Consider the following 5,767-nt stretch of genomic DNA (forward strand, 5'->3'; position numbering starts at 1 on the left):
GAACGATTATGGTTATGACTTATATATTTCAGGTCCTTGCCACATCGTCTATCGACCTTATAATCCAGCCAAATGTGGCGCTCATGTGTGGATTAATACTTTTGATCCAGTGCAATTTGTAGACACTGAATTTAATCTAGATCCAGCCACTGCAAGGCAAGCCTACAAAGACATTTAAGAGATAGTCTGGTTTCATTCGTCAGGCAAGTAAGGTCACCAAAAAAAATTTATTCGCTCACAGCAGCTTAACTGACAATAACTTCAGTTTGCTTTGTGCTGTTTGTTTGTGGGAAATCTTCACAGCATTAAGATTTTGATCTTCCTACTTTTTCACAAATTATTATATATTTCTATAGATACGCTTAGGGATTTGAAATTGCTTCCTAATTTTTATACATTAGTTTTGATAAGGGAAAATAGTGTATTTGAGTATTTTATTGACCAAAAAATAAGGTCTCAAGTCTCCCCTTTTAAGGGGATGAAAAGTGGTCGTTTTGCTACGCATAACTACGTTAACGGCTGTCACCGACATGAATGCGGAGCATTCCGTTAGGATGGGATGGCGAGGAGACCTCGCCATATCCAATCGACCAAGAGAAAATGAACTTCAGTATTTCAAGCCTCTGGGTTTCCTAGGTCATGCTACGCAAACAGCCAGAGGTACTGATAACTGATAACTGATAACTGATAACTGAAATGACTCCTCAGCTATTACTTCTCTCGAAGACGAGCGGGTATATTACGAACCAGATCAATAAATTTATTCAGGTTCGCTCCTGGACGGCGATTGGGTAGAGGAGGATAAGATGAAGTTTTAGAAATTGAGTAATCTTTGGCTAATAAACCTCTCTCGAAATTAAGATTTAACAACTTTATAGTAGCTTCAGGTGAATTATCAGAGATATCTGTCTTTTCTGTAGAAGTTTCTGCATCTAGAGATTCATCCTTACTCTTGAGCTCAACAACAGATAATTTTTGAAGAGCATCAATTTTGGGAGTAGTGCCTGAATCTTGAAGACTCGGAAGGACAGCAAGGTTGGTGAAGGTGAATTTGGAAAGTAACTCTTTTGCCATCATCCTGAATTCAGGAGGAATATTTGTTTCAGGAGGTAAAACAAAAGATTCGGGATATGAGTCAGGAATAGGGCGAAGAGGAGGAATACTACTGGGATTATTTTGGATCAGATTAGTTTGTAATTTGGGACTGGTATGTTCCAAAGTTGACTTATCGCTACTACAAGCAACTCCTAATAATGGGAATGAGTGAGTAAAACCTACTACATTTCTGCCCGTTTGGGAGGAGTAACCTCGGAAGTAAGGGACTTGATCGTCTCCAAAATTTTGGATATATTCCTCGCTATCAATATAAGAATCAATTTCTGCTTCAAAACCATCTTCTGTCAAGATTTTGATATGTTGAGCAATTTCATCCTGGCTTTCGGGAGCGCGACCCAGTAAATGTTTAAAATTCAATTCTATAGTGGTTACATTAGGGCATTTTTCCCAGAATAATGCTTTATATCGCTCTGATTTTCCTAATTTTCGGATAAAATCGCTAACTGTTATCTGACCATTGCGAAACTGAGATTCAATTTCTCTCGATCGCTCACTTTCCATCAGATGAGCATTACCAAAAACTTGTTTGTAAGCAGTTCTAATGAGTAATTCCACATTTTCTTGCGAAGCAGAATCACCATTAAATGTTACAGGAGCAGTGTCAGGATAACTATCGCGGTATTTTTCAGTCAAGGTTTTTGTTTGATCCTGTACTGAAGCCTTGAATAGAGATTGAGCTTTCTGAGGTGATTTAGATTTCTGAGATTTTTTCACTGGGTTAGGTAAACTTTGAAGCATTATTCAATATAGATATAAAAAAGATAATTTACAAGAATTTCTGTGACAAAATTACAGTCTTACATTTACAGAACTTTTGAGAATAGTGAGGTACAGTTGAAGATTAATCTCTATTTTTGCAGTTCAAGCATCCTACTTGTTACAGGCTGGAAGCCTGTGTTACCAAAACTACTAAATCAGGACTTACGCAAAACTGCTATATTTAGTAGGAGCGAACGGTCGGAAAGCCCCTACAGATGGCGTATAACCTGGCATTTTTCGTAAGTCCTGTAAATCAAATTTTGTACCTCACGCGCCTCCGAATTCTATCACAGATGCTAAATTCTTCAACCTCGTCATTAAATAAGGTTAAGGACTTTTCTAACTAACTGAACGGTATCAGTAATAGGTTGACTATCATTAACAGATTGAAGAATATTAGGATTGTTAGACATTAGCTGATTTTGTAATTTAGATTGATTTCCGCTAAAAGTAGCCTTATCACTTGTAGAGAAACTTTCAAACATCTCGAACATATAGGTATATCCCGCTACGCTCTTACCTGTTTGAGTTTTATACCCTCGATAGTAAGGGACTATATTTTCCCCAAAAGCTTCTTCATACTCTTGACTATCAATGTAGGAATCAATATCAGCTTCATAACCTTGAGTATCTAGAATATGACTGTGATAGACAGTTTCTTGATAACTGTCGGGAGCGCGACCAAGAAGATGCTTGAAGTTTAATTCATGGGAACGATAGCGGGGACAATTATCAATGAATCGAGCTTTATACAATTCTGATTTTGCCAAACAACGTACAAATTCACGAACAGTAATATCACCGTTTTTTAATTGAGATTCAGCAACAGTTAATCGTTCACTTTCCATAATATGAGCGTTACCCAAAACCTGTTTGTACAAGGCTCGAATAACTAATTCTACATCTTCAAATGAACTATCAGGAACAAACTTAAACTTAATCGGACTAGCATTTACTTCTTTATATTCGTTTTGGCTGATAATAGCCCTTTGACTTACAGATGTTCCATTATAAACAGGATACTCACTAGGTGGTATTGGTTGAGACTCGACACTTTGGCTACTTAGATCGTTAGCATTAGAATCTCCAGAAAAGTCTGTAATTTGATTAGAGCGATCGCTAAGTAGGGTTTGATCTAATTCAGCATAAGTATCTTGGGAAATTGATTTATCGCTACTAGAAGCGCCACGCAACAATTGGAAGGAATAGGTAAATCCAGTCAGATTTTTACCTGTTTGAGTTTGATATCCGCGATAGTAAGGAACTATATTGTCCCCAAAAGTTTGATAATATTCATCACTATTTAGGTAAGAATCTATTTCTGCTTCAAAACCACCTTCTGCCAAAATACTAATATGCTTAGAGATTTCCGCGTAATTTTCAGGGGCGCGACCAAGCAAGTGTTTAAAGTTTAATTCAATCACTCTTAAATTAGAGTATTTTTCCCAGAATAAGGCGCGATATCGTTCTGATTTAGCTAATTGACGGACAAATTCCATCACAGTGATTCGACCACTGCAGAGTTGAGATTCAATTTCTGGCAATCTCTCGCTCTCCATCAGATGAGCATTACCAAAAACTTGCTTATAAGCTGCTTCAATGACAAGTTGTTGCTTTGCAACGGAATCTCCAGTAAATAATTCTATCGGTTTAGTATCTGCAAAAGCCTTGATATAGGGATCGCTGATTGTAGGTATCTGAGAACCCGGTTGGTAAATACCAACACCTAATTCTTTGGCTAAGTTAAACTCTTCGGGATTGAAAACTATTGGTTTCTCAGCTTTTTCCAGTAAAGACTGCTCTAGCTGAGAACGCTTACTAGATTCAATAGAGGAGGCAATAGAGCGATCGCTACTACTTTGACCTTTAATTAATTGGAAAATACGATTATATCCAGCTACATTTTTGCCAGTTTGTGTCTCGTAGCTAACGTAATAAGGAACAGTATCCTTACCAAAATTCTCCTCGTATTCTTCGCTATCAAGATAAGAATCAATTTCAGCAGCCAAACCCTTCTCAGCTAATATAACAATATGTTCGGATACCTCTTGGAAGTTGTCTGGAGCGCGACCAAGCAAATGCTTAAAGTTTAATTCTATCGCTCTGACATTGGCGCAAGTCTCAAAAAATAAAGAGCGATATAAATCTGATTGTGCCAACTCCCGAATAAAATCTTTAACAGTGAATTGTCCATCTTTTAACTTTGATTCAGCAATCAGTAATCTCTGACTTTCCATCAGATGAACATTACCAAAAACTTGCTTATAAGCTGCTCGGATAACTATCTCCAGTTCCTCGCCAGAATCACCATCAAATAATTTAACTGGTTGACTTTCCCTAGCAGCAGGAAAAGTAGCAGCAGCTTCACGAGCTTTATACTCTTGCAACCAAGTATTTGGTGAAACAGGAGTTGTTAAATACTCTGCTGATTTATACTTATAGCCACTAAGTTCGAGGTCTGTAAATTTATATTCTACTTCTTTTACAGGGGATTTTTTTCGTACTGGGGCAGCTATGGAAAGAGGTTGAATTTCAGTAGGTTTGTCATCAATCAGTGCTTCTTGTAGTTGAGGTGAAGAGCTGTTCAAAATTGATTTATCGCTACTGGATGCACCCCGCAACAATTGGAAGGAATGAGTAAATCCAGCTAAATTTTTACCAGTTTGAGTTTTATATCCCCGATAGTAAGGAACTATATTTTCCCCAAAACTTTGACAATATTCATCACTATCTAGGTAGGAATCTATTTCTGCTGCAAAACCCCCTTCAGCCAAAATCTTAATATGCTTAGATATTTCCTCATAATTTTCGGGAGCGCGACCAAGCAAATGCTTAAAGTTTAATTCTATCGCTCTTAAATTAGTGCATCTCTCAAAGAACAAGACTCGATATCGCTCGGATTTAGCTAACTGACGGACAAATTCCAGAACAGAGATTTGACCACGGCGGAGTTGAGATTCAATTTGCGGTAATCTCTCACTTTCCATCAGATGAGCATTACCAAACACCTGTTTATAAGTTGCTTCAATGACAAGCTCCCGTTCTGCTTCAGAACTGGGTTCGATTAACTCTATTAGTTGATCATCCGAAAAAGCATTGATATGACTTTCAGCAGGTTCTTTCTTTTCAGGAGGCGGAGGAGCATTTAAAGCAATTTTTCTCCTTTTTATAGCTTTTGCTAAATCAAAACCTTCCGGATTGAATTTTTCTCGAGCAGCTTTGATTACAGAAGGGCGAAATAAAGTATTGTTGATCATATATCTTCATAAGTCGGGGTTAATTAAGCTAAGAGTTTGTAAGTTTATAGACAAATATTCATCTATTATCAACTCACTTTTCCAGGTGTTACCCTGAATGGAATTACTCCTAATCCCTCTATTCCATCCGCTATAGCATTTGGAACTGCCTTTCATAATAATATAGAATATATCCTAAAGCATGAATAGATTAACATAATTATCTGTAAATGTCTATAGCAGTCCTAAATTGGTTGTGATAATTTTTCTAATAGTTAATTGGAGCCGAAAATCTTGAGAATTATGACTATTAACTACTAATATTATGTCTCAGTGACATCCTCCCGACGCTGACTTGACGGTACAGCGCGGGCTTCCAAACCTCACAGTTTGGTATTCCTAGTTTTTCTCTCCCGAGGTTTCGCCTCTGACCTAGACGGAGGCAACTCCGTCCCTGGCAGACCGACTGCATAGGCATTTTCTATTCCCCAGAGTCCCTGGGTACTCAATTTTTCTAGACCACGCAATCTGATTACTTCTGATGCTGCATGATCTCTGTCTGTCTCGTATCCACATTCACTACATCTATGTCTCCGTTCCGAGAGTTCTTTCTTTCCCGTATGTGTTCCACATTTAGGACAAGTTTGAGATGTTCC

Annotated in this window: 3 protein-coding genes; all 3 read right to left on the bottom strand. The window is 37.8% G+C overall.

All coding sequences use genetic code 11. From position 1 onward, the window contains the following. Nucleotides 1-711: 711 nt before the first annotated feature. The gene (locus tag F6K40_RS38280) at nucleotides 712-1,854 is read right to left on the bottom strand and encodes a phycobilisome rod-core linker polypeptide (protein WP_293144947.1); all 1,143 of its coding nucleotides are present in this window, start codon (nucleotides 1,852-1,854) and stop codon (nucleotides 712-714) included. Nucleotides 1,855-2,192: 338 nt separating this feature from the next. Beyond that, nucleotides 2,193-5,132 carry a phycobilisome rod-core linker polypeptide gene (locus tag F6K40_RS38285; protein WP_293144950.1) on the bottom strand — a complete coding sequence of 980 codons (2,940 nt, stop codon included), beginning with the start codon at nucleotides 5,130-5,132 and terminating at the stop codon, nucleotides 2,193-2,195. Between the two features lie 362 nt (nucleotides 5,133-5,494). Next, on the bottom strand, nucleotides 5,495-5,767 hold a 273-nt coding region (locus F6K40_RS38290), incomplete at its 5' end, for a zinc ribbon domain-containing protein (protein WP_293144953.1).

Source organism: Okeania sp. SIO3I5 (genome assembly GCF_010672085.1).
GTDB lineage: Bacteria > Cyanobacteriota > Cyanobacteriia > Cyanobacteriales > Microcoleaceae > Trichodesmium.